Source organism: Methylobacterium sp. Leaf102 (genome assembly GCF_001422425.1).
GTDB lineage: Bacteria > Pseudomonadota > Alphaproteobacteria > Rhizobiales > Beijerinckiaceae > Methylobacterium.
Genome location: NZ_LMMX01000015.1, coordinates 1 through 23,170 on the forward strand (window position 1 = coordinate 1; position 23,170 = coordinate 23,170).

General features: G+C 68.9%; 22 protein-coding genes, 1 tRNA gene and 1 pseudogene. 10 read left to right on the forward strand and 14 right to left on the reverse strand.

What is annotated here, in order from left to right:
• Nucleotides 1-101: 101 nt before the first annotated feature.
• Nucleotides 102-683: pseudogene (locus tag ASF27_RS10570) on the forward strand (integrase core domain-containing protein); the annotation flags it as partial.
• 301 nt (nucleotides 684-984) lie between these two features.
• Here the strand turns inward: ASF27_RS10570 and ASF27_RS10575 are convergent.
• From ASF27_RS10575 to ASF27_RS10605, 7 genes are all read right to left on the reverse strand, one after another.
• Entirely contained in the window at nucleotides 985-1,209 is a 225-nt protein-coding gene (locus tag ASF27_RS10575; protein ID WP_056359917.1) for an AlpA family phage regulatory protein, read from the reverse strand.
• A 285-nt stretch (nucleotides 1,210-1,494) separates the two neighbouring features.
• Nucleotides 1,495-1,586: transfer RNA gene (locus ASF27_RS10580), tRNA-Ser, on the reverse strand.
• A gap of 13 nt (nucleotides 1,587-1,599) precedes the next feature.
• On the reverse strand, nucleotides 1,600-2,415 hold the full coding sequence (locus ASF27_RS10585) for a glycosyltransferase family 2 protein (protein ID WP_056304163.1): 816 nt from the start codon (nucleotides 2,413-2,415) through the stop codon (nucleotides 1,600-1,602).
• A 104-nt stretch (nucleotides 2,416-2,519) separates the two neighbouring features.
• Entirely contained in the window at nucleotides 2,520-4,025 is a 1,506-nt protein-coding gene (locus ASF27_RS10590; protein WP_244480975.1) for an AMP-binding protein, read from the reverse strand.
• Nucleotides 4,026-4,096: 71 nt separating this feature from the next.
• The gene (gene gluQRS, locus ASF27_RS10595; protein WP_056359923.1) at nucleotides 4,097-4,984 is read right to left on the reverse strand and encodes a tRNA glutamyl-Q(34) synthetase GluQRS; all 888 of its coding nucleotides are present in this window, start codon (nucleotides 4,982-4,984) and stop codon (nucleotides 4,097-4,099) included.
• Nucleotides 4,985-5,079: 95 nt separating this feature from the next.
• Nucleotides 5,080-5,373, reverse strand: coding sequence for a hypothetical protein (locus tag ASF27_RS10600; RefSeq protein WP_056264058.1), 294 nt, complete (start codon nucleotides 5,371-5,373; stop codon nucleotides 5,080-5,082).
• A gap of 56 nt (nucleotides 5,374-5,429) precedes the next feature.
• Nucleotides 5,430-7,457, reverse strand: a complete 2,028-nt coding sequence (locus ASF27_RS10605) for an ATP-binding protein (protein WP_056359925.1) — start codon at nucleotides 7,455-7,457, stop codon at nucleotides 5,430-5,432.
• Nucleotides 7,458-7,753: 296 nt separating this feature from the next.
• Between ASF27_RS10605 and trpA the strand changes: the two genes are divergently transcribed.
• The 4 genes from trpA to ASF27_RS10625 all read left to right on the forward strand — a co-directional run bounded on the left by trpA (nucleotide 7,754) and on the right by ASF27_RS10625 (nucleotide 12,004).
• Complete coding sequence (gene trpA / locus ASF27_RS10610) at nucleotides 7,754-8,614, forward strand: tryptophan synthase subunit alpha (protein ID WP_056264064.1); 861 nt, start codon at nucleotides 7,754-7,756, stop codon at nucleotides 8,612-8,614.
• 55 nt (nucleotides 8,615-8,669) lie between these two features.
• Nucleotides 8,670-9,572 (forward strand): acetyl-CoA carboxylase, carboxyltransferase subunit beta, encoded by a 903-nt coding sequence (accD, locus tag ASF27_RS10615; RefSeq protein WP_056171294.1) that lies wholly within the window; start codon nucleotides 8,670-8,672, stop codon nucleotides 9,570-9,572.
• 24 nt (nucleotides 9,573-9,596) lie between these two features.
• Nucleotides 9,597-10,922, forward strand: a complete 1,326-nt coding sequence (locus ASF27_RS10620) for a folylpolyglutamate synthase/dihydrofolate synthase family protein (RefSeq protein ID WP_056264067.1) — start codon at nucleotides 9,597-9,599, stop codon at nucleotides 10,920-10,922.
• Between the two features lie 200 nt (nucleotides 10,923-11,122).
• Complete coding sequence (locus ASF27_RS10625) at nucleotides 11,123-12,004, forward strand: porin family protein (RefSeq protein ID WP_056171252.1); 882 nt, start codon at nucleotides 11,123-11,125, stop codon at nucleotides 12,002-12,004.
• Between the two features lie 138 nt (nucleotides 12,005-12,142).
• On the opposite strand, the gene trxA is transcribed toward ASF27_RS10625, so the two are convergent.
• Entirely contained in the window at nucleotides 12,143-12,463 is a 321-nt protein-coding gene (trxA, locus tag ASF27_RS10630) for a thioredoxin (RefSeq protein ID WP_056088302.1), read from the reverse strand.
• Between the two features lie 544 nt (nucleotides 12,464-13,007).
• On the opposite strand from trxA, the gene ASF27_RS10635 reads away from it, so the two are divergent.
• A complete protein-coding gene (locus ASF27_RS10635) occupies nucleotides 13,008-14,291 on the forward strand; it encodes a PQQ-dependent sugar dehydrogenase (RefSeq protein ID WP_056171250.1) in 1,284 nt (427 codons plus the stop codon).
• Nucleotides 14,292-14,312: 21 nt separating this feature from the next.
• Here the strand turns inward: ASF27_RS10635 and ASF27_RS10640 are convergent, their stop codons facing one another.
• The 3 genes from ASF27_RS10640 to ASF27_RS10650 all read right to left on the reverse strand — a co-directional run bounded on the left by ASF27_RS10640 (nucleotide 14,313) and on the right by ASF27_RS10650 (nucleotide 16,045).
• Nucleotides 14,313-15,251 (reverse strand): ABC transporter ATP-binding protein, encoded by a 939-nt coding sequence (locus ASF27_RS10640; protein WP_056171248.1) that lies wholly within the window; start codon nucleotides 15,249-15,251, stop codon nucleotides 14,313-14,315.
• Nucleotides 15,252-15,269: 18 nt separating this feature from the next.
• The gene (locus tag ASF27_RS10645; protein WP_056171246.1) at nucleotides 15,270-15,530 is read right to left on the reverse strand and encodes a hypothetical protein; all 261 of its coding nucleotides are present in this window, start codon (nucleotides 15,528-15,530) and stop codon (nucleotides 15,270-15,272) included.
• Between the two features lie 194 nt (nucleotides 15,531-15,724).
• Complete coding sequence (locus ASF27_RS10650) at nucleotides 15,725-16,045, reverse strand: hypothetical protein (RefSeq protein WP_056359928.1); 321 nt, start codon at nucleotides 16,043-16,045, stop codon at nucleotides 15,725-15,727.
• Nucleotides 16,046-16,201: 156 nt separating this feature from the next.
• Here ASF27_RS10650 and ASF27_RS10655 point away from each other — a divergent pair, with 156 nt between their 5' ends.
• Both ASF27_RS10655 and ASF27_RS10660 read left to right on the forward strand, forming a co-directional pair.
• A complete protein-coding gene (locus ASF27_RS10655; RefSeq protein WP_244480976.1) occupies nucleotides 16,202-16,909 on the forward strand; it encodes an HAD-IA family hydrolase in 708 nt (235 codons plus the stop codon).
• A gap of 476 nt (nucleotides 16,910-17,385) precedes the next feature.
• Nucleotides 17,386-17,646, forward strand: coding sequence for a hypothetical protein (locus ASF27_RS10660; RefSeq protein WP_082478993.1), 261 nt, complete (start codon nucleotides 17,386-17,388; stop codon nucleotides 17,644-17,646).
• A gap of 103 nt (nucleotides 17,647-17,749) precedes the next feature.
• On the opposite strand, the gene ASF27_RS10665 is transcribed toward ASF27_RS10660, so the two are convergent.
• From ASF27_RS10665 to argH, 3 genes are all read right to left on the reverse strand, one after another.
• Nucleotides 17,750-18,442: a hypothetical protein gene (locus ASF27_RS10665; protein ID WP_056304179.1), complete on the reverse strand. Its 693-nt coding sequence runs from the start codon at nucleotides 18,440-18,442 to the stop codon at nucleotides 17,750-17,752.
• A 106-nt stretch (nucleotides 18,443-18,548) separates the two neighbouring features.
• Nucleotides 18,549-18,881 carry a hypothetical protein gene (locus ASF27_RS10670; protein ID WP_056264075.1) on the reverse strand — a complete coding sequence of 111 codons (333 nt, stop codon included), beginning with the start codon at nucleotides 18,879-18,881 and terminating at the stop codon, nucleotides 18,549-18,551.
• A gap of 104 nt (nucleotides 18,882-18,985) precedes the next feature.
• Nucleotides 18,986-20,374 (reverse strand): argininosuccinate lyase, encoded by a 1,389-nt coding sequence (gene argH, locus ASF27_RS10675; RefSeq protein WP_056171239.1) that lies wholly within the window; start codon nucleotides 20,372-20,374, stop codon nucleotides 18,986-18,988.
• Nucleotides 20,375-20,425: 51 nt separating this feature from the next.
• Here argH and ASF27_RS10680 point away from each other — a divergent pair, with 51 nt between their 5' ends.
• Nucleotides 20,426-21,058 (forward strand): TlpA disulfide reductase family protein, encoded by a 633-nt coding sequence (locus ASF27_RS10680; RefSeq protein ID WP_082478983.1) that lies wholly within the window; start codon nucleotides 20,426-20,428, stop codon nucleotides 21,056-21,058.
• Nucleotides 21,059-21,473: 415 nt separating this feature from the next.
• Nucleotides 21,474-23,162 carry a methyl-accepting chemotaxis protein gene (locus ASF27_RS10685; protein ID WP_056359962.1) on the forward strand — a complete coding sequence of 563 codons (1,689 nt, stop codon included), beginning with the start codon at nucleotides 21,474-21,476 and terminating at the stop codon, nucleotides 23,160-23,162.
• Nucleotides 23,163-23,170: the final 8 nt, after the last annotated feature.

Here is a 23,170-nt window from a genome sequence, read left to right on the forward strand (position 1 = left end):
CCCGCCGAAGCCGAAGCGCACTACTATGCCCAGACCGAGGTGCAAGCCTTGGCCGCTTGATCCAAACCAAACAGCCTCCGGGAAACCCGGGGCGGTTCACCCGCGACGAAGGGCTGTCGATCCGGTCCAAGCTGCCCAAGCGCAAGCGGGCTTGGCGGTATCGCCAGGGACGACCGGCGATCGGTGGACCCAACGAGGTCTGGGCGATGGACTTCATGTCCGACCGCCTGTTTGACGGGCGTCCGTTCCGGATCCTGACGGTCGTCGATCACCACACGCGAGAGGCGCTCTCGCTCACACCGAGAGCCAACCTCCGCGCCTTCCAGGTCACCGAGGCGCTCGACGCCTCGGTCAAGCTGAGGGGACGGCCCAAGAGCTTGCGGGTCGACAATGGGCCGGAGTTCGCCGGTCGCATGCTCGACCAGTGGGCCTACCTGAACGGGGTCGAGATCGACTTCTCACGACCGGGCAAGCCGACCGACAACGCCTACGTCGAGTCGTTCAACGGCCGCCTACGGGCGGAATGCCTGAACGCSKCGTGGTTCCTGTCGCTGGCTGATGCCCGCGACCGCATCGAGGACTGGAGGTGCCACKACAACGACGATCGCCCCCACACGGCCCTGGGCGGCTTGACGCCCCGAGCCTTCGCCAACCAAGCTGTCACWGCCCGAGACCTTGCATAGGCCGTGGACCACAAACGGGGTCAACTCCAGACCGACGATGCACTAACTTCGAACTTGGGCCACCGCATGGGGCAGGCCAGCCAAACCTGTCTTAATTAATCAACGTAAGCTTGCGCGGTTAATTAAAAACACGCGTATTTGCGAACTCATCAGTTCGACGGACGGTAGTGCGGAATGCACCCACAGCGTTCGAATGACGTAGTGCCAATAGAAACCTGCTGACTGATGAGGAGCGCCCAAAGCTGACTGTCGGCCAAGCCAGCAGTCTTCGCTCACATCGAGCGCTCCAGCTTATGCCCGGCTAGACCCATACTGCCTGATTACGCATGGCAATCCGCTGGTTGATCCAGGTTTGCACCTCTTGCTCCGGCCAAGCCACCGGCGAATTCGGCGCGTCGCCCAAGCGCACTTGCTTAGGGAATGCGCCCTCGGCGAAGAGATTGTAGAGGCGGGCTCGCTTGAGCCCCACCAGCGACTCAACGGCTGAGAGCCGCAGAAGGCGGTTAGGGGTGTGGGGCTGGCTCATCCGGTTCTCCAGAGCGATGTCTGATGGTCCGGAGTGTAACTCTGCGATCGTGCGGCCTGCACCTGGCTCCGACCGGCGTGAATTTCACGAGCGATCCTGGGAGGCGCCTCTGCTGGACTGTTGTGCACGATGCGGTGCACGATTGCGCCCGCCGTCGACCATAAGGGTCAAATCGCATACAGGAATGATACTCCCGGCCCAGCACGCGTGCTGGACAGCCCGGGGGAGGACTGCACGACCCTAAAAAGAAAGCGCCCTGATTTCTCAGGGCTTTAAGCGAGTATCTGGCGGAGACGGAGGGATTCGAACCCTCGATACCCCTTTCGGGGTATGCTCATTTAGCAAACGAGTGCCTTCAGCCGCTCGGCCACGTCTCCGCAGGCCGTCGATCTAGAATTTCGCGTCGGGGCGGTCAAGCCGCGAATCCGTGCTGGTGTGAGAATCTGCCCGGCGGCGCTCGTAATGTTTAGCGACGCGCAGGTGGCGGGAGATGGCGTAATTCATTGCCGTGAGGAAGCCGTAGGTGCCGCGCACGAAATGGCGGCGGCCGAAATAGGCCTTGAGGAAGTTGCCCGGCAACTCCACGAACAGGCGCCAGGTCGGGATCGCGACGCCGCGGGCCGCGAGATCGTCGGCTTGCTGGTCGGAGTACCGGTTGAGCTTGTCGAGCTGGTCTCCGAGCGAGCGCACCGAGAAATGGTGGATCACGCCGCGCAGGGTGCCGACGCTGGCGCCCGGGGCGAGGTCAACGCGGTCGTGGACCGGGGACGGTGAGTAGCGGCCGCGATCCTTGCGGTAGAGGCGCACGGGCGTGAGGCGGTAGGCCCAGGGATGCGGGCGGCCCTCGCCGGGAAAGATCTCCGCGATGGCGATGCGATAGGCCGGGTGGCGCGGCTCGCCTTTGCCGAAGGCGGCCCGGATCGCGGCCGCCAGATCCTCCGGCACCACCTCGTCGGCATCGACGTTGAGCATCCAGACGTGGCGGCACTGGTCCTCGGCGAAGCGTTTCTGCGGGCCGTAGCCGGACCAGCCGTTGTGGATCACCCGGGCACCGAGGGACGCCGCCAGGGCCTGCGTGCCGTCGGTGGACCCGGAATCGACCACCACGAGATCGTCCGTCAGGCCCCGCACCGCCCGGATCGTAGCCCCGATGCGGTCGGCCTCGTTCTGGGCGATGATGAAGACCGAGAGAGGGAGGGGAGGCATCGCGGGGCGGCCATCTTTGGCGAGAAACGTTGCAAGCGCCCCCGCTCTATCGAGCCCCCCCCGACGCCACAACCTCGGCTGCGATCGTCCGAGGTGCGTTCGCCTCAGTCCTGTCCGAGGCGGCGGCGCTGGATCTTTCCGTTTGGCGTGCGCGGCAGGGCTTCGAGGAAGCGGATCGCGCGCGGGCACTTGTAGGCGGCGAGATGCGCCTGGCAGAAGGCGATGAGGGCGGCGGCATCGGGGGACGCCCCGGCTCTCGGCACCACGAAGGCGGCGATGACCCGGAGGTCGGCGCGGACGCCGAGTTCAGCGACCCCGACTTCGGCGACGTCCGGGTGACGGGCGAGCACCACCTCGACCTCGCTCGGCGAGACCCGGTAGCCCAGCGCGTTCATGAGGTCGTCGTTGCGGCCGTGGAACCAGAGGTAGCCATCGGAATCGAGGCTGGCGAGGTCGCCGCCGGTGAACCAGTCGCCCCGGGTGACCGCCGCGTCCTCGTCCGGCCGGTTCCAGTAGCCGAGCATCAGGCCGGGCTCGGAGCGGTGCACGGCGAGCAGGCCGATCTCACCCGGCGGCAGCGGCTCGGGTGCACCGTCCGTGGGCAGTATGGCGACGCGGCGCCCGGGCTGGGGACGGCCCGGCGAGCCGGGGCGCACGGGGATGGTGGGACCGCTCGACACGTAGGTGGAGATCTCGCTCATGCCCAGTGCCTCGTAGAGCGGCTTGCCCGTGGCGTCCGTCCAGGCGGCGAGGAGTTCGGCCGGCAGGGCCTCGCCGGCCGTCACGCCGTGGCGCAGGCGCGTGAGGTCGTGTGCGGGGAGGTCTGCGTATTTGAGGATCTGGCGGTAGAGGCTCGGCACGGCGGCGAACAGGGTGGCGCCATGGCGAGCGATGAGGGACGGCCACACGGCCGGATCGCGCGGGCCGTCGTACAGCACGGCGGTGGCGCCGCAGGCCCACGGATCGGTGACGCCGACCCCCAGGGTGTAGGTCCAGTTCAACGTGCCGGCGTGCAGCATCACGTCGGTGTCGGTCAGGCCGAGCCAGTGGGCATGCATCGGTCGGCGTCCGCGCACCGAGCGGTGAGCGTGGCGTACGCCCTTGGGCCGGCTCGTGGTGCCGGAAGTGTAGACCAGGATCGCCGAATCGTCGGCGGCGGTGTTGGCGTAGGCCGGCAGCGGCGGCCCGGCCTTGAAGGCAGCGATGTCGGCGGGCCGCAGGACGAGGCGGCCGTCCGTGCTCGCGGGATCGAGGGCGATGTCCGCGCCGGCGGCGATCACGGCGGCCCCGGAATCGCGCGCGAGGAAAGCGGCCTCGGCGGGCGTCAGCTGGGGCGAGGCCGGCAGGGCGACGAGGCCCGCGGCCAACGCCCCGAAGTAGGTCAGGACGTAGTCGGCCTCGTGGCCGAGGCGGATCATCACCCGCGCACCGGGTGTCAGGCCGAGGCCGAGAAGACCCGCCGCGATTGCCCGGACGGCCCGATCGGCCTCGGTGAAGGTCAGGGTGGCGGCGGCTCCGTCGGCGCCCGCCATGACGAGGGCGGCTTTGTCGGGCCGCAGGCGGGCGTTCTCGGAGAGGCAATGGGCGGCGGCGTTGAAGCGGTCGGACACGGGTACGGGACTCTCCGTCACGGAATTTTGGGCGATGAGAGGCGCAAACGCGCGCCCGCCGCAAGGGCCCCTCAGGAGAAGCCGAGCTGCGCGCGGATGGACTCGGGTTCGACGCCCTGCGCCCGCAGGTCGGCGAGGCTCTGCGAGCCGCGCGATTTGGCGAGCTTGGCGCCGGTGGCGTCGAGCAGGAGGGCGTGGTGGTGGTAGCGTGGGCCCGGCAGACCGAGGAGCGCCTGCAGCAGCGCGTGGAGATCGGTGGCGGCCAGGAGGTCTGCGCCGCGTACCACATTGGTGATGCCCTGCGCTGCGTCGTCGGTCACAACGGCGAGGTGATAGCTCGTCGGCACGTCGCGGCGGCCGATGACGCTGTCGCCCCAGCGGGCCGGGTCGGCACGCACGGACCCCGTAGTTCCGTCCGGTGCGAAGGTGGAAAAACCGGACGGGCCGGGCGCAGCCGCGCATGCGCGGTCCATGGCGAGGCGCCAGGTGTGCGGTTCGCCCCGGGCGATCCGGGCGGAGACGCTGATCTCCGGTAGAATCCGGCACGTGCCGGGATAGAGCGGCGCCCCATCGGGATCGCGCGGGAGTGGGCCATCCCCGGCGGCGGCCCGCGCCGCCGCGCCGACCTCCGAACGTGAGCAGAAGCACGGATAGGCGAGACTTCGGGCCGCGAGGCCCCCGAGGACCGACCGGTAGGCCGGCATGCGCTCGGATTGGCGCAGAACCGTTCCGTCGAAGGCGATCCCGAGCCAGGCGAGGTCATCCTGGATCGCCGATACCAGGTCGGGCCGTGAGCGGCCGGGATCGATATCCTCGATGCGCAGGAGGAGGCGCCCGCCCCAGCGCCGGGCGAGATCGGCGTTGAGCAGGACCGACCAGGCATGGCCGAGGTGCAGGCGGCCGTTGGGGCTCGGCGCGAACCGGAAGGTCGGTGCGAACCGGAAGGTCGGCGCGGTCATTGGGGCCGCCGGCTCAGAGTGCTTCACAAAACTCCCGGTCACCATCGGTTCTCGCTCTGAGCACGGCGGCGCAACGGGAGTTTTGTGAGAGACACTCAGTCGCCGACGCGGCGCAGGCAGCGCATCTCGGACGGCACGCAGGCGATGCCCGGCAGGGAGCAGGCGGCCCCTTCCTCCCGGCGCTGGCAGACACGGCAGCCGTCGCCCCACTCGGCGCAGGTGTGATCCGCGCTCGGCGCCACGGCGGCCGCCCTGTGCGAGGCCGGAGCCAGGGTTCCGATCAGAACCGTGGCGAAGACGATCGCCGCGATACCCGCGAGGATGCCGCGGTCGTGGCGGGCGGACGAGGGGTCCATCGTCGGGGCGTCGAAAGTCTGGAAAGCGGCCATGCGCCCGTGTTCGCGCGCCGGCCCGGACCTGTCAACGCGGCCCGTCAACAGCCGGGTCAAGCCGCGGCCGACCGCCGTTCGAGCAGGGCCGGCAGCGCCCTCAGGTTGAGGGGTTTGGCAAGGAAACCGTCGAAGCCGGCGGCTCGGGCCGCCAGCTCGTCGTCGCGCCCCGCATTGGCCGTGAGCGCCACGAGGTGAAGCGGCCCGCCTTCGCGCGAAGCCTCGAGGGCACGGATGCGCCGGGCGGTCTCGAGGCCGTCGAGACCGGGCATGCGGATGTCGATGAGGGCGAGATCGAACGCTCCGCCCTCGGAGAAGAGTGCCACGGCTTCGAGCCCGTCGCGCGCCGGAACCACCGTGGCGCCGAGGCGCTCCAGAGCTTTCGTCGCCAGGAGGGCGTTGATGGGGTTGTCCTCCGCCAGGAGCACGCGCGGGCCCGACGCGGCGACCCGTGGAGGCGCGGCGGCCGACGGTCCTTCGCCCCCCCCGATGGGCCGTGCCGGCGCCATCAGGCGGTCGAACAAGGAGCGGGCGCGCACGGGCTTGACGAGATAGCTGTCGAAGCCCGCCGCGCCCGGAGACCCGAATTCGCGTCGGTCGAAGGGCGAGAGCAGGACGAGACTGCAGCGCACGCCCCCGGCCTTTGCGGCCTGAGCGAGGGTCCGTACGGCGGCGTCGCCGAGGGAGCGGTCGGCGATGATCGCGTCGAAGCCTGCGCCGGAAAGAGCTGCGAGCCCGGCCGCTTCGGTGTCCACCACAGTGGCATGGGCGCCCACCCTGGACAGCCGACGGGCGAGGAACGGCGCCTGGAACGGTGAGGCTGCCACGATCAGCACCGTGCGCCCGTGGAGGCATACAGGCGCCGCGACGGGATCCTCGGTCCCGGCGGCCTCCAGGGGCAGGAGGGCGGTGAAGCGGCTGCCCTGGCCCAGCGCCGACTCCGCCTCGATCCGGCCGCCCATGCGGGCGACGAGGCGGCGGGTGATGGCGAGCCCGAGGCCGGTACCTTCGTGGCGTCGGCTGGCGCTGCCATCGCCCTGCTCGAACTCTTCGAAAAGAAGGGGAATCCGCTCCGATGGGATGCCCGGCCCGGTGTCGCGAACCGTGAGTGCGACATGGTCGTCCTCCCGCCCGATCTCGATGCCGACGCCGCCCGTCTGGGTGAACTTCACGGCGTTGCCCGCGAGGTTGACGAGGATCTGACGCACGCGGTCCGCGTCGCCGATGACCATCGTGGCGACATCCTCGGCGATGTCGAGGGCGATCTCGATGCCTTTGTCCTGCGCCCGCGGCGCGAGGAGCTCGACCACGCCCTCGGCGAGGGCCGCGAGGTCGAAGGGTGCGGCGGCGAGGTCGAGGCGGCCCGATTCGATCCGCGAGAAGTCGAGGATGCCGTCGATGAGCGACAGCAGCGCCTTGCCGGACGTCCGCACCGCCTCGACGTAGGTGCGCTGTTCGGCGTCGAGCCCGGTGTCGAGAACCAGGTCGGCCATACCGAGGATGCCGTTGAGCGGCGTGCGGAACTCGTGGCTGACGGTGGCGAGGAAGCGGGATTTGGCGACGTTGGCGGCTTCCGCCCGGGTCAGGGCCTCGTCGAGGGAGCGGGCGGATTCGATCCGCTCGGTGATGTCGGAGCCCGCATGCAGCCACTGGGTCTCGCCCGTGGGACCGGCCACCGGCATCTCGATGATGGAGAACCAGCGCGGCGGGCCGGTCACGGGGGCGAGCCGCCGCTCGACCCGGCGCACGCCGTCCGGACGTTCCTCAACGGGGCCGTGCTCCAGGCAGGACGCCTCCAAGGTGGAGCCAACGAGGGCGAACGCCTCCGCGCCGACGAGGCGCCCGAACCCGGCATTGGCGAAGGTGATCCGCCCGAGGGCGTCGCGCTGGACGACGATCTCGGTGGTCGCCTCCACGAGGGCGCGGTAGCGCTCCTCGCTCTCCGTGATGCGCTGGATGCGAGCCTGGAGGTGCTCGACCTCCGCACCCTCCACCGCCGGCATCCCGTGCCGGCGCAGCAGGACGACCAGCACGAAGGCCCCAGCCAGGACGGAGAGGATCAGCGCGAGGGTCTGGCTGGTCATGCGTTTCTCCCCGGTGCGGACGGACCGACCCGTTCGCAGCGCAGAGGGACGATGCCAGCCGGGGTTGAACGCCGGCTTTCGAAAGGCGCTTAAGCGTTCCTTGCCAGGCGACCTGAGAATGCGGCTGCGTGGCGGTCGGTCCGCCGCCGTCCGTTTCCCAGGCGGACGAACAGGGCGGCGCCCGCGGCCTTTGGCGCCATCGGATCGCTCGCGCTTCACGGGCCCGCCCCGATGGTGTAGGCGCGACGGCTCATCCGTGAGCCCGATCCGGGCCGGCCGCGAGAGCGCAAGCGCCCATGACCGTACCAAGTCCCGTCACCGGTTCCGCCCCGACCCGCATCGAGGCGACCTTCGCCCGCTGCCGTTCGGAGGGGCGCGCGGCCCTCGTCACTTACGTGATGGCGGGTGACCCGGACCCGGAGACATCCTTGAAAGTGCTTCAGGCCCTGCCGGAAGCGGGGGCCGACATCGTCGAATTCGGCCTGCCGTTCACCGATCCCATGGCCGACGGCCCCGCGATCCAGGCTGCGGGCCTGCGGGCGCTGAAGGGCGGCCAGGGTGTGGCCCGCACCCTCGACCTCGTGCGCCGCTTCCGGGAGAGCAACGCCGGCACGCCCGTGATCCTGATGGGGTACTTCAACCCGATCCACACCTACGGCGTCGACCGCTTCCTCGACGATGCGGTGACGGCCGGCATCGACGGCCTCATCGTCGTCGACCTGCCGCCCGAGGAGGATGACGAACTCTGCCTGCCGGCACTCGCCAAGGGCCTCGCCTTCATCCGGCTCGCCACGCCGACCACAGACGAGAAGCGCCTGCCCGCCGTCCTCGCGAACACGGCCGGTTTCGTCTATTACGTATCGATCACCGGCATCACCGGGACGGCGACCCCGGATTTCGGCAAGGTGGCCGATGCCGTCGGGCGCATCCGGCGCCACACCGAACTGCCCGTCGTGGTCGGTTTCGGCGTCCGCACGGGGGCTGACGCCGCCGCCATCGCGCGGGGTGCCGACGGTGTCGTGGTCGGCTCCGCCCTGATCGACGCCCTCCGGGGCAGCCTCGACGGCGAGGGCCGCGCGGGGGCCGGAACGGTCGAGGCGGTGAGCGCCCTGGTGCGCGATCTCGCCGAGGGCGTGCGCCGGGCGGCCCGGGCTTGATCACCGGACAGGGTCTGATCACCGAATTCGCGAAACCAAGGACGGCATCACGATGATGGTTGAGCCGATGAACTGGATCTCGGAGGTCGTGCGCCCCAAGATCAAGACCCTGTTCAAGCGCGAGACGCCGGAGAATCTCTGGGTCAAGTGCCCCGATACCGGGCAGATGGTCTTCCACAAGGAGGTGGAGAGCAACCACTGGGTCATTCCCGGCTCCGAGCACCATCTCAAGATGAGCGCCCAGGCGCGCCTCAAGATGATGTTCGACGAGGGCACCTGGATCGACGTGCCCCTGCCGGAGGTCGCCGCAGATCCGCTCAAGTTCCGCGATGAGAAGCGCTACGTCGATCGCCTCAAGGACGCGCGCGCCAAGACCGGAATGCCGGACGCCTTCAAGATCGGCTTCGGTCGGGTCGGCGGGCTGCCCATGACCCTGGCGGCGCAGGATTTCGCGTTCATGGCCGGGTCCCTGGGTATGGCGGCGGGCGAGGCCTTCGTCCGAGGAGCCGAGACGGCCCTCGACAAGCGCACCCCCTACATCCTGTTCTCGGCGTCCGGCGGCGCGCGCATGCAGGAGGGCATTCTCTCCCTCATGCAGATGCCGCGCACCACCGTGGCGATCCGCCGGCTCCGGGCGGCGAAGCTCCCCTACATCGTGGTGCTGACCAACCCGACCACGGGCGGCGTTACCGCTTCCTACGCCATGCTGGGCGACGTCCACCTGGCCGAGCCCGGCGCCTTGATCTGTTTTGCCGGCCCGCGCGTCATCGAGCAGACGATCCGGGAAAAGCTGCCCGATGGGTTCCAGCGCTCCGAATACCTCTTCGCGCACGGGATGATCGATCAGGTCGTGCACCGGCACGCCCTGAAAGAGACGATCGCACGCCTGTGCGGCCTCCTCATGAAGCAGGACGCTCCCACTTCGCCCCGGACGGCCCCCGCGGCTGATCCGGCCTGAGCCTCAGCGACGCGACGCACGCCCATGGATTCCTCCGACGCGCTCATGGCGCGCTTCCTCGCCCTGCACCCGCGCACGATCGACCTCTCCCTCGGTCGTATCCAGCGCCTGCTCGAACGCCTCGGCCATCCGGAGCGCAAGCTGCCGCCGGTGATTCATGTCGCCGGCACCAACGGCAAGGGTTCGACCATCGCGTTCATGCGGGCGATCCTGGAAGCCGGGGGCCTTGCCGCCCACGTCTACACCTCGCCCCACCTCGTGCGATTCCACGAGCGCATCCGCATCGGCGCGGTGGGGGGCGGCCAGTACGTGCCCGAGGATCAGCTCGCCGACGCCCTCGCCCGATGCGAGGCCGCCAATGCCGGCGAGCCGATCACGGTGTTCGAGATCACCACCGCCGCCGCGTTCCTGTTGTTCTCGGAGACGCCCGCCGACGTGCTTCTGCTGGAGGTCGGACTGGGTGGGCGCGTGGACGCCACCAACGTCATCGACCGGGTGGCCTGCGCCGTGGTCACCCCGATCGGGCGCGACCACGCCGAGTATCTCGGCGACACCGTCGAGGCGGTGGCCACGGAGAAGGCCGGCATCTTCAAGTCCGGCTGCCCGGCGGTGATCGCCGCGCAGGACTACGTGGAGGCCGATTCGGTCCTGTGCCGGCTGGCCGACGCCGTCGGGGCCGATCCGATTCGGGTCGGCAACCAGGATTTCTCCGTGCATGCCGAGCGCGGGCGACTCGTGTTCCAAGACGAGGTCGACCTGTTCGACCTGCCGCGCCCGCGCCTCAACGGCCGGCACCAGCTCACCAATGCGGGCACCGCCATCGCGGCCCTGCGGGCGGCGGGCTTCGGCGATATCGGGATCGCCGCCATCGAACGCGGCCTCGACACCGTCGATTGGCCGGGGCGGCTGCAGCGGCTCAACCGTGGTCGCCTGTCCGAACTCGTGCCGGAGGGGGCGGAGCTTTGGCTCGACGGCGGCCACAACGTCGACGGCGGCCGCATCCTCGCCGCCGCCATGGCGGATCTCGGCGAGCGCAGCGACGTACCCCTCGTTCTTGTCGTCGGACTGCTCGGGACGAAGGACGCAGAGGGCTTCCTGCGCAACTTCGTGGGCCTCGCCCGCACCCTGATCGCCGTTCCCATCGCCGGGCAGATGGCGGCGCGGCCGGCCGACGAGGTGGCGCAGATCGCCGTCGAGGTCGGCCTCGATGCTCATGTGGCGTCCGGCATCGAGGCGGCCCTGGAGAGCCTGTGCGCCACGGCGTTCGAGCGGCCGCCGCGCATCCTCATCTGTGGCTCCCTCTACCTTGCCGGGGCGGTCCTGACCGCCAACGGGACGCCGCCGGTCTGAGAGGATCACGAGAGTTCCGACGCGCCGGCCGACGGGGAAACCGGTCGGGATCGGGATCTCGCGGCGCCCGCCAGGATGCTCTGTCCCTCACCGGCCTGGCCGCTATCGGCCCCGCCAGTGTGGCTCCAACGCTACATCTTGGCTGTGGAAAGTCGGTTAGCTTGCCCTTCGATCGGGCAACTCGCTGGGGATCATAAAAAATGAAAAAGCTTCTGACGTCTTTCGCAGCCTTCACGGCTCTCACGGCTGCCGCCACGGCCGCCGACCTTCCGCGCCGCGCCGCTCCGCCGGTGTTCGTGCCGGTGCCGGTGTTCACCTGGACCGGCTTCTACGCCGGTTTCAACGCCGGTTACGGCTTCGACGCCGGTAACGACGTCGCCACCCCGGCTGTCGTCGCCACGGGCGCTTCGGGCATTTTCCGTGCTCCCGGCCTGGTCGGCGGCAACGGCGCTGTGATCTACAACAACAGCCGCTCGCAGGAAGGCTTCACGGGCGGTGGCCAGATCGGCTACAACTACCAGTTCACGCCGGGCTCCGGCTTCGTGATCGGTGTCGAGGCCGACGCCCAGTACGTCGACTTCGGTCGTGACCGCAACCGCGTCGCCGGTTTCGTCGGCACCCCGAACCCGGATCTGACGTTCGTCAACCCGAACGGCATCTCCAGCCTCGACTACTTCGGCACCGTGCGCGGCCGTATCGGTTACGCCTTCGACCGCGTCCTGTTCTACGGCACCGGCGGCTTCGCCTACGGCGCCGGCAGCGCCGAGCGTTCGTTCGGCGGCTTCCGTGGCAACGACGATTTCCGCACCGGCTACGCTGCCGGCGGTGGTATCGAGTACGCTCTCCCGACCGACTCCTTCCTGAACTTCTTCCGCTCGTCCGCCGTGACGCTGAAGGTCGAAGGTCTGTACGTGAACCTCGATCGCACCGCCGCCAGCAACGTGTTCGCCGTGTCCAACAGCACCGGCCTGCAGTTCCGCACCGGCACCCCCTACGCTACCGCTACCGGCGGAACGCGTGGCCGCGACACCGAGTTCGCCGTCGTCCGCGCCGGCCTGAACTACAAGTTCGGCTCGTACTAGGCCGTAGAACTTCCGGTATCCGGAACTTGGGAGGCCCGGCCGCAAGGCTGGGCCTTCTCTGTTCGGGGCCGAGACGACGGACAAAAAAGCCCGGCGCGCGAGCGCCGGGCTTTCGGTTTCCAGTGGTCAACGGCGCGCTTAAGCGCTCGCCTGAATCCAGCGCGAGAGATCGCCCTTCGGCGCCGCGCCGACTTTCTGGCTGGCGAGTTCGCCATTCTTGAAGATCAGCAGCGTCGGGATCGAACGGATGCCGTACTGCGCCGCGATGCCGGGGTTCTCGTCGACATTCACCTTGGCGATCTTCACCCGCCCCTGGAGATCGGTGGCGATCTCCTCGAGGGCCGGGCCAATCTGCCGGCAGGGACCGCACCACTCCGCCCAGAAATCCACCACGACGGGCTCGACGGACTTGAGAACGTCCTGCTCGAAACTCGCGTCGGTCACTTTCACCGTCGCCATCTTCGTCCCTTTCGCATGCCTTCGCGCCGGAGCGCGTCCCGTCCGGGTCGGGCGGGTGCGCCGCATCGTCGGCGGCGCTTCGTCACGAGACTTGGCAATGCTGGGTCGGGCGGTCAAGGCGGTGCGCGCCGTCCGCAGGGCAGCACACCGGCCGCCTCATGCGTTGTCCACCGACCCGAGCGCTCGCCTCCACCGAACCTTGCCTCCTCGAACCCCCGCCTCCCCGAATCCCTGCCTCCCCGAATCCCTGCCCCCGAACAATGTCGGAGGCGTGGGCTCGTTTGCCACTCACGGCAGGCTCCGGGCGACGCATCCTCGCGAATGGCCGCGCTCCGTCACCCGGCGGGACTCGCCAAACTGCCCCTCTGGCCCCATGTGCTCTCTACCCGTGCGCGCTTCGGCAGCCGGACGGGAGCGTTCGGCTGCCCCGTTCGTGGGTCGGCTGGACATGGTAGGATCCAGTCTCGGCAAAGTCAGGCCACGACAAGACCCGATTGCGATAGGACCGGACACGGCATCTCGCCGCCATGGAGGACAATCCGACGTGAAGCGCATCTCCCAGACCCTGCTCGCGACCCTCGCCCTCGCCGGTCCCCCCTTGGGCGCCATCGCACAGGAGGCGGGCGGTACCGCACCTCGGCAGCCACGGGTCGAGGGCGAGGCCTTCACTGCGCCGACCTCCGACGCCGCCGGCACGACGCCCGCCGAGACCGAGGCACCCAACACGACCTATAAGCCGCTTCTGCCGAACCAGACCCGGGCGCCGAAGCCCGCCGAGGCCACCAAGGTCAAGACGGAAACGGTGGCCAAGGGCCTCGACAGTCCGTGGGCCCTCGAGTTCCTGCCCGACGGCCGCATGCTGGTCACCGAGAAGGGCGGCACCCTGCGGATCCTCTCGAAGGACGGCACGCCCGGTGCACCGATCCCCGGCGTGCCGAAGGTCGATGCGAAGGGCCAGGGCGGTCTTCTCGATGTCGCGCTGAGCCCGAGCTTCGTCGCCGATCGGTTGATCTATTTCAGCTATGCCGAACCGCGGGAGAAAGGGAACGGCACGACGGTGGCTCGCGCCAAGCTCATCGAGGACAAGGGTGTTGCTCGCCTCGACGAGGTGAAGGTGATCTTCCGTCAGATGCCCACCTACGACGGCGACAAGCACTTCGGCTCGCGTCTCGTCTTCGCACCGGACGGCAAGCTGTTCGTCACCGTGGGCGAGCGCTCCGACAAGGGCCCGCGGGTCCAAGCCCAGGATCTCACAAGCGGCCTCGGCAAGGTCTTCCGTATCGACACCGACGGCAATGCCGCCAAGGACAACCCGTTCACGGGCGGCGAGAAGGCCAAACCCGAGATCTGGTCCTACGGGCATCGCAATGTCCAGTCCGCCGCCCTCGACCCGCAGGGGCGGCTCTGGACCGTCGAGCACGGTCCGCGCGGCGGCGATGAACTCAACCGGCCGCGACCCGGCGTGAATTACGGCTGGCCCGAGGTGACTTACGGCATCGAGTATTCCGGCGAGAAGATCGGTGAGGGCAAGACCCAGGCGGGCGGCACCGCCCAACCGGTCTATTACTGGGACCCGGTGATCGGCCCCTCCGGCATGGCGCTCTACACCGGCGACAAGTTCCCGGCCTGGAAGGATGCCTTCCTCATCGGTGGCCTCTCCAGCGGTGGCCTAGTGGCGATCAAGCTCGACGGCGACAAGGTGGTCACCGAGGAGCGCATTCCCCTGGGTGAACGCATCCGCGACGTGAAGGTCGGGCCCGACGGTGCGGTGTATGCCGTCACCGATGGTGCCGGTGGCAAGATCCTGAAGCTGACGCCGGGCACCTGAGGCCGCGCGAAGCCCGCCGGGTTAACCGGCGGGCGCCGAGGCGGCGCGGATGGCCGCGAGACTGAGGCTCGACGGCTCGTCCAGCCCCGCCACGCGGACGTGATCGGCACCCGTTTCCAGCATGAGCGAAAGAGCATCGCGCACGGGAGCATCGTACGCGATGACCGGCCCGTCCTCGCTGGATCCAAGCCGGGCGAGATCACCGACGTCGAGGCCGGCGAGACGCCGGAGGGCCCGGTCAGGCCCGACGAAGTCCGCCACGAACCCGTCGGCTGGTCGTGCGAGCAGACGATCGGGCGTATCGGCCTGGACGATGCGGCCATCCCGCATGAGGACGATCCGGTCTCCCATTCGAACGGCCTCGTCGAGGTCGTGCGTCACCAGGATCACGGTCTTGTTCAGGCGCTTCAGTATCGCGCCGATCTCGGTCTGGAGGCGACCGCGCGCCACGGGATCGACGGCGCCGAAGGGTTCGTCCATGAGTAGGACCGGCGGATCGGCGGCCAGGGCCCGGGCGACGCCGACGCGTTGACGCTGCCCGCCCGAGAGTGCGTCCGGCCGGCGGCCCCGGAATTCGTCGGGATCGAGGCCGACGAGGTCAAGCATCGCGTCGATACGCGCGGCGGTGCGAGTTTTCGACCAGCCGAGAAGCTCGGGCACGGTCGCGATGTTGCGGGCCACGGTCCAATGCGGGAACAATCCGACGCCCTGGAGCACGTAGCCGATGCGGCGGCGCAGGCGGATTGGCTCGATGCCGGAGAGAGCCTCACCCGCGAGGTGGATGGTGCCCGCATCCGGCTCGACCAGCCGGTTCACCATCCGCAGGGTCGTCGACTTACCGCAGCCCGACGGGCCGATGAGCGCGCAGGTCTCGCCCTCCGGAATCGTCAGGTGGATGGCGTCGACGGCGGGGCGGGCGGCATCCGCAAAACGCTTCGAGACGCCTGTGAATCGGATCATCCCGTGTCGCCTGCGCCGTCAGCAGCCCTTGCAGATGGACCCCATGGTGGTGCGCATCTTCGAATCCCATGCCTTGTCGCGCGTCGCGGCTGCGCGCTGCGCCTTGGCCATATCGGCCTCGGTGTTGGCACGGGTGAACGGTGCGTTGCCAGCCCGGCCCGGCGGCTTGGTGACGCCGGTGGCTGTCACCGTGCGGCCACCCGGCGCGGCTGGCGCCTGGGCGACGGCGGCGGCCGCCAGCAGCGGCAGGGCGAGGGCGGCGACGAGGAGGCGGAACATCGAGATGACCCTAGATCCGTAGGATGTGACGCACGGCGATCCCGCGCGCGGCGATCCACCCGCGAGCGAACGCACGATCATAAGGCCCGCCCCATCGCGCGCAAACGTTGGGCCGTCTGCGGCGTGCGCGACGGCACGCGGCTCCGGGGATTAAGGGGCTCGTCCGAGGGCGATGCCGAGGATCGATCTTCGCCTCAAGACCGGCTGAGGAAACCAATGGGTTCGCGGCCGGGCTGGCCAAGCCAGAGCAGGACCGCTCCGAACCCCAGACCGAGGAGAGCGGCCGGGGCCAGGGTGAGGGGAAGTACCAGGATCTGCCAAAGCCAGGGGGCTACCCCCTCGACTGCCCCCTGGAGCGCGCTCGCCCGATCCTTGAACAATGTGAACAGCAGATCACTCAGGCTCGTCATCCGCACGCCGTTGTTGGCGATGGACCGGGCACCGTCATAGATGAGGCCGACGAACCCCCCTGCGAGGAGAACGAGGCCGAGGAAGCGGCTGAGGAAACGAAGCATCGCACCCGGTCACACCCGCCAGCGTCGCGCCGGCCGCTGCCTGAGTACGAGCGCCGGACTTCCCGTGCAAGGTCCCGGCGATCCGGGCGGCGAGAGCCGCATTGCCGTGCCTGTCTCGCACGTGCGAAACCAGCGCCGCCGCCCGGGGGACCCGCCTTGATTCAACAGACTTCGACCGAACTCGCTCGGACCGATCCGCATGCCACCCTCGCGCTCGTGATCTTCGATTGCGACGGTGTGCTGGTGGACAGCGAGCCGATCAGCCTCGCTCGCCTCACCTTCGGACTCAACCGCATCGGTGTGCCCATCGACGTCGACACCGTCCGCGTGCGCTTCGCCGGTACGTCGATGGTCTCGATCATGGCGCATATCGTGCGCGATTACCCCGTCACCGTGCCGGACGACTTCGTGGATGTGGTCAAGGCCGACACCCTACGGGCCTTCGACGAAGGCCTCACGGCGATGCCCGGCGTAGCGCTGGCCATTTCGGGCCTTTCCCTGCCGCACTGCGTCGCGTCCAGCAGCGATCCGGTCCGCCTGTCTCATACCCTTGGACTGACGGGCCTGCTGCCCCTGTTCGGGAACCGGGTCTACTCCTCCACGATGGTGGCGCACGGCAAGCCGGCGCCGGACCTGTTCCTCCATGCGGCCGCCGCCATGGGCATCCGACCGGGCGCCTGCCTCGTCGTCGAGGACAGCGTGCCGGGCGTCCAGGCGGCCCGGGCGGCGGGCATGCGTGTCGCAGGCTTCGTCGGCGGCGGTCACTGGGCCCACGACCGCACGGGCGCCGATCTCATCGCCGCCGGTGCCGCGCGGGTGTTCACCGATTTTTCGGCGTTTGCGGAGGTGGTTGCCACCGCCTGACGCCCAACCGAAGGAAGCCATCGTGCGGGACATCGTTGGAGGCGCATCCTGCCACGTTGGACCATGCATTCGAAAGATCGATCCGTTGACGAATAGGCCGCCGCACAGCATCTTTGGGGTGTTCGGCGGCGGATTTCACCGCCTCTGCACCGCGGTGATTTGAAGTGTGTAGCTTGCGCCGCGTCACCAAACGCTAAAGCACTGCGATGCGCCCGCGCCTCGTGGTCCTTGCTCGATGAGGATGACTTGCCGTGCTGACTGTATTCCTGCCTCGGTCTTACCTGAACACCCGCGATTGCTGTCGACGCTGACCACACGATGGACCGTCCCGCAATGCGAAGTCCGGCCGCGCGCCGGCATCAGGAATTTCCGATCCCATGTCATATCATCACGCTGAAACCACCGCCCTCGCCCTGAATCGCCGTCCCGCCGTTCCGCCGCTCACCGAGCTGCAGGCCATCCGGGCTCGCAACGAACTGCACGTCGATCGGTCGCTCCGCGCCGCGCGAGTGCCCGCGCCGACGCGAGTCATCGAGATCGGAGAGGTGACGGCCGGAATCGCGGTACCGGAGCATGGCGGCGTGCGATTCTTCTCCTCGCAGCGCGATTTCGACCCCCTCGACGGGACGGTGTTCGGCAGCGTCGAGCAGGCGGCACGCGCCGCGCGCGAGCGGTTCCGGGCCCGGTCGGGTGCACGGGGCCGCCCGGTGCAGGACAGACGCCTGCGCGCCGTCTGAGACGCCCGCACGCGATCGAAACGGAACGCCGTGCCCGTTCGGAGGCGCGGCTTTCCCGCGTCGAAGTTCGCGTGCTCAGTAGCGCCTGTTCACAAGTGCCCGTTCACTTGCACTCGTCGCGGGTGCGCTTCATGGCTTCGTTGAAGCCTGCCAGAGCGTATTCGTCGCTCGTCGGATTTCCCTTGAGGGACGTGGTTCTGACCTGAAGCTTGGCCGTGCGGGCCATCTCGGTGACGACGCGCGCTTCCTCGGCCTGGTTCTGCAGCCAGGCGTTGTTGTCCTTGGTCACGAGGCCGTAGCGCGTGGCGCCGAGGTGGATCGCCGGGTCCGTCGCGGCCGCGCCGGGCTTGGCGGCGGCACCTGCCTGACTTCCGGCGGGCTTGGCCGGGAAGCCCAGCATCACCGCGACCTCGTTCTGGATGTTCTCGGCCTTGCGAACGGTGACGAACAGGTAGGCCGTGTCCCGCTTGAGGGTTTTGGGCGAGCGCGTCGTCGGCTGGGCGATGGCGTAGCAGACCCGCGTCCTGCCCTGCCCGCTGGCGAAGACGTTCCAATCACCGAAGATCGCCACGGGGGTCGCCTGCTGCATCCCCGGCGCCGACACGGGCTTGGCCGTGCCCTTCGCGTCGCGCGTACGGCGGCGCTTGCGTGGGGATTCGGCTTCCTCGGGGGCCGCCTCCTGCGCCTGGGCGACGCCAGCGCCGAGGGGCGATCCGGCGCCGGTCAGGGCGGTCGGCCCGCACAGGAGGGCCGTCGAGAGCCCGAGGATGAGGCAGCGGCGGACGTCGAGGTGCATGGGGAAACCTTGTGGGACGCGCGGGCATCGGACCGGACTGCTCGACCGGTCCGATGCTCCGGCGCTCTGCCTTTGCATCGATATTGTTTGGGTCCAGGGCCGGCCCTCAGGACGCGTGGGCCTCGATGGCAAAGCTGGGGACCGGCATCGCGGCCATCGGAACGTCGCGGCCTGGCATCGGCCGTTCGAGGGGGATGGTCTGCGCCTGAGCGATGGACTGGACCGGAGGCGGCGACGGCACCGGAGCGGTGATCTGCACCGTCGGTAGGGGGCGCGGCTTCGGATCGTTATACGGCGTGTTGTAGCATTTGCGAACGGAGGCCCAGAACGCGGCACGCTCGGCCTCGCCGAGGCGAGCCAGGGCGACGTCGATGCGGTCCGTGGCCTGCGCCGCGAAAACGGGGGTGTCGTCCGGCGTAATCCAACTCTCGACGGGCATGCGCGCGATCTCCGAAGGGCTCGGGCCTGATCTAGGCAGGATCACATAGCTGGGCCGTGAACGCCACGCGTCACCGCCCAGCTTTTTTCGTGCGGGCCGTGTTCTCAGGCGTCTTTCCCGAGTTGTTCGAGCCAGCGCGTGGCCTGGGCCCGCACATTGTCCGGGGCCGTCCCACCGTAGCTCGTGCGGCTCGACACCGAGTTCTCCACGCCCAGGACCGCATAGACCGCGTCGGTGATCCGCGGCTCGGCCGCCTGCATCTCGTCGAGGGTCAGCTCCTCGAGGCCGACGCTCCGAGCGGAGGCAGTCCCGACGAGGCGACCGGTGACGTGGTGGGCCTCACGGAACGGCAAGCCGAGTTCCCGCACGAGCCAATCGGCGAGGTCCGTGGCCGTGGCGTAGCCGGAGCCGGCGGCGCGCGCGAGAACGGGGGCGTTGGGCTCCAAGTCGCGCACCATGCCGGTCATGGCGGCAAGACACAGGGACAGGGCCTGGAGGGCGTCGAACGTACCCTCCTTGTCTTCCTGCATGTCCTTGGAATAGGCGAGCGGCAGGCCCTTCATCACGACGAGAAGGCCCGTGAGGGCGCCGATGACGCGTCCGGATTTGGCCCGGACCAGTTCGGCCGCGTCCGGGTTGCGCTTCTGCGGCATGATCGACGAGCCGGTGGTATAACCGTCCGACAGGCGCACGAAATCGAACTGTGCCGAGGTCCACACCACGAGTTCCTCGGCAAAGCGCGAGAGATGCACGGCGCAGATCGAAGCAGCGGCGAGGGATTCGAGGGCGAAGTCGCGGTCGGCCACGGAATCGAGGGAGTTCGCCGTCGGCCGGTCGAAACCCAGGGCCGCGGCGGTGGCGTGCCGGTCGATGGGGAAGGACGTACCGGCGAGCGCGGCGGCACCCAGAGGACACTCGTTGAGACGGGCACGGGCATCGCGGAACCGGCCGCGGTCGCGCGCCAGCATCTCGACATAGGCGAGGCAATGGTGACCGAAAGTGACCGGTTGGGCCGATTGCAGGTGGGTAAAGCCCGGCATCACCGTACCGGCATGGGCCAGCGCCTTTTCGGCCAGCGCCCGCTGGAGGCCGGCGGCCTGGATGTCGAGGCCGTCGAGGGTGTCGCGCACCCACAGCTTCATATCGGTGGCCACCTGATCGTTGCGGGAGCGCGCCGTGTGCAGCCGCCCGGCCGCCGGGCCGACGATCTCGGTCAGCCGGCTCTCGATGGACATGTGGATGTCCTCGAGTTCGCGCTTGAACACGAAGCCGCCGGCTTCGATTTCATCGCGCACGGCCTTGAGACCGTCTTGAATCGCCGCCACATCGGCGGCAGGCAGGATGCCGGCCTGCCCCAGCATCGCTACGTGCGCCAGGGAGCCGCGGATGTCCTGGGGCGCGAGGCGCTTGTCGAACCCGATGGAGGCGTTGATCTCCTCCATGATCTCGGCGGGGCCGCTCGCGAAGCGCCCGCCCCACATCCGGTTGCTCATGCTGTCCCTGATCCTTCCAGTCGCCCCGCCTGCCAAGCCCGAGACGCAACGATGATGCCCGGCGCCCGCTTCACACTGGCCGCCGGAGCCATCCTCGTCGCCGCGCTCGGCGCGGGGCTTGCCGTATACGGGACGGGCTCGACCGGCGGCAACTCCGCCGCGCCCTGTGCAGGTTCCGCCGAGGCGGCTGGCCGGATCGCGCCGCTGGCGCGCGGCCAGGTGGCCGCCCTGCAGGTCTCACCGAAGCCGGTCCCCGCACCCGCCCTGGCGTTCAAGGGACCGAACGGCACCGAGGCCACCCTGGAGGGGATCAAGGGCCTCCGGCTCGTCAACCTGTGGGCGACCTGGTGCGCGCCGTGCAAGGCCGAGATGCCGGCCCTCGACCGGCTTCAGGCGCAACTCGGCGGCGCCGATTTCTCCGTGGTGGCCATCAACATCGACACACGCAACCTCGACGCACCGCCGGCCTGGCTGACCCAGAACGGCATCGCCGAACTCACCTACTACGCCGATCCGGGCGGGCGCGTCCTGCCGGCGATCCAGAAGGCCACCGGGTCCCTCGGCCTGCCGACGACCCTTCTGATCGATGGCGCCGGTTGCACCCTCGGGGTGATGAAAGGGCCGGCCGAATGGGACAGCGCCGATGGATTGCGGCTCATCTCGGCGGCGTTGGGGCGCGGGTAAGGGCATCGGAGCGGGGGGGCGTCCCGTCGGGCCGCCCCTCTCGCGCGTCGCGATCGCGGCGTGGCGGCAGGCACCGGATTTTCGAACGGGAGTTCGCCGATCAACTCGACGCTGTAAAAGCCATTCGAAATCATCGAGATGGTGTTCGCCGACGTCATTCGAGGAAATTGGGTGGGAAATAGACCTCGCCCAATCATCCAGGTTGTAAATCTTCGAAAATTCCAAACTAACAAGGATTTCTGCGTCCGTAGTTATCTGAGTGCGGGAATTCGATCACGTATTGATGCCGATTATTTGATCGAAGGGAATGATTGCTGACTTTTGCTTGTAAGATATTCGTCTCAACAAGTGGAAAACTTATTTAACGTTCTGCAGGCATCGTTTGTCGGTTCACCATCAGTATGGCTCGCGCATCATGTTCCTCGGCACATTGTCTATCCGGACGAAGCTGTTCCTGAGCTTCGGCCTCGTATTTCTGCTCGTCGCGGGAATCGGAGGCTTGGCACTTCTGCAGTTGCACGCCGTGAACACCGTCGCACGCGAGATGCGCGACGAGCGCCTGCCGAACATCCAACTCCTCGGCAAGATCCAGGTCCTGGTCCTGCGGACCCGTACCAACGGAGCCCGGGTGATCACCGCCGATACGCCCGAGCTGCGCGCGGAGATCCTCGCGACCCTGACCAAGCGCGAAGCCGAAATGACCACCCTCCAAACCGCATTCGAAGCGCGGTCGAAATCACCGGAGGCCGAAGCCCTGACGGCGGCCTTCCGGACGAGTTGGGTCGCCTACAAGGCGTTGCAGGCCTCCGTCATCGCGCACGTGAAGGCCGGAGAGACCGCCACGGCGCAACGCATCTACAACACCGACATGTCGACGGGGGTGAATCTGGTGCTCGGCCCCCTGCAGAAGATGGCCGAACTCGAGGAGCGCGAGGCGAGCGTGAGCGGCGCCCATGCGCAGGACACCTACGACACGGCACTCCTCACCACCCTGATCCTCGTCGGCGTCGCCTTGGTGATCGCCGGTGGCGCCGCCGCCGGTCTCGCCCTCGGCGTGAGTCGGCCCATGCGCCGGATGACGGAGACCATGGGCCGCCTCGCTGACGGCGACACCGGGATCACCGTTCCGGGCGCCGGTCGGGGCGACGAGATCGGCGCGATGGCGAGCGCCGTCCAGGTGTTCAAGGACAACATCATCGCGACCCGTGTCCTCGAGGAGGAATCCCGCCTCGCCCGCCTGGACGCCGAAGCCCAGCGCCGGTCGGCGACCCTCGGCCTCGCCGATCGGTTCGAGGCGGCGGTGGGCGGCATCGTCGCGCAGGTGAGCGCTGCGGCGACCGAACTCCAGGCGACGGCTGGCAGCCTTTCTGCCACGGCCTCCGAGACCGCGGAACGCTCGACGGGCGTGGCCGCGGCATCGGACGAAGCGGCCAGGAACGTCACGACCGTCGCCGCGGCCGCCGAGGAGCTCGGCTCCTCCGTCGCGGAGATCGGCCGGCAGGTCCACGGGTCGGCGAAGCTGTCGCGCCTCGCCGTGTCCGAAGCGAGCGAGACCGCTGCCCTGGTGCGCGACCTCAGCGAGACGGCGGCCCGCATCGGCGATGTGGTCGCGCTGATCTCGACCATCGCGGGCCAGACCAACCTCCTGGCGCTCAATGCCACCATCGAGGCGGCACGCGCCGGCGAGGCCGGACGGGGCTTCGCCGTGGTCGCCTCGGAAGTGAAGGAACTCGCCAACCAGACAGCCCGGGCCACCGACGAGATCACCGGTCAGATCGGCCGGATCCAGGCTTCGACGGGTCAGGCGGTCACGGCCATCGCGGGGATCACGACCCGCATCCGCGAGATCAGCGACGTGGCAAATTCCATCGCGGCGGCCGTCGAACAGCAGGGCGCCGCGACCCAGGAGATCGCCCGCAACGTCAGCGAAGCCGCCGCCGGAACCGGGGAGGTCACCCGCAACGTAACGGGCGTCGCGATGGCGGCCGAGGAGACCGGCGCCGCCGCCGCGCAGGTCCTCTCCTCCGCATCGGAACTGTCGCGCCAATCCGAAGATCTCAGCGCCCAGGTGTCCCACTTTCTCGTGACGGTGCGCGCCGCCTGACGCTTGAT